Origin of the sequence: Paenibacillus glycanilyticus (assembly GCF_023715145.1) — a bacterium.
Taxonomy (GTDB): Bacteria; Bacillota; Bacilli; order Paenibacillales; family Paenibacillaceae; genus Pristimantibacillus; species Pristimantibacillus glycanilyticus_A.
In genome coordinates this window covers 1-454 of sequence record NZ_JAMBNP010000051.1, presented here as the reverse complement: position 1 = coordinate 454, position 454 = coordinate 1, and the positions used below count along the sequence as shown (strand labels likewise).

1 protein-coding gene is annotated in these 454 nt (G+C 47.1%); it reads left to right on the top strand.

What is annotated here, in order from left to right; all coding sequences use genetic code 11:
- Positions 1-454 (top strand): hypothetical protein (locus M3194_RS30910; protein WP_251657963.1); only part of this gene is annotated, 454 nt, incomplete at both ends.

The following is a 454-nucleotide window of genomic DNA, read 5'->3' as shown; positions in this document are numbered from 1 at the left end:
AGATAGCATTGTCTATTCGGTGGCGGGATGGTCGTTTATTCAGCTTAATGTCACCATCATTTTGGTGGCGGTAGAGTATTTATTGATACGCAATCTTGATGAAGCGATTCGTATGCCGCTACGTATTGGCATTGGGCTTGTGATTTGGCTGTTTTGGTCGGTGATGGTGGCACGTTGGAGCGATGCTTATTATTATCGGATGGCGCGCCGTGAAATCGCCGATGCGATTGAAATGTATCCGCGGGATGAAGAAAAACAGCTTGCTCATATCCGCAGGCACGGCGGTGTAAGTTTGGTGGGTTTGGCGCTGGCGTTTGGCTTTTATGCGTTTTCTTTGTTTGTGATACAAGTGCAGTTTTTGCCGATTTATGCCAAACAAAAAGCCAATGCCACGCTGTTTGAAGTGCTTGATATCGTAGAAAGCGCACAGGGGCGAGTCGATGCCATCTACAAA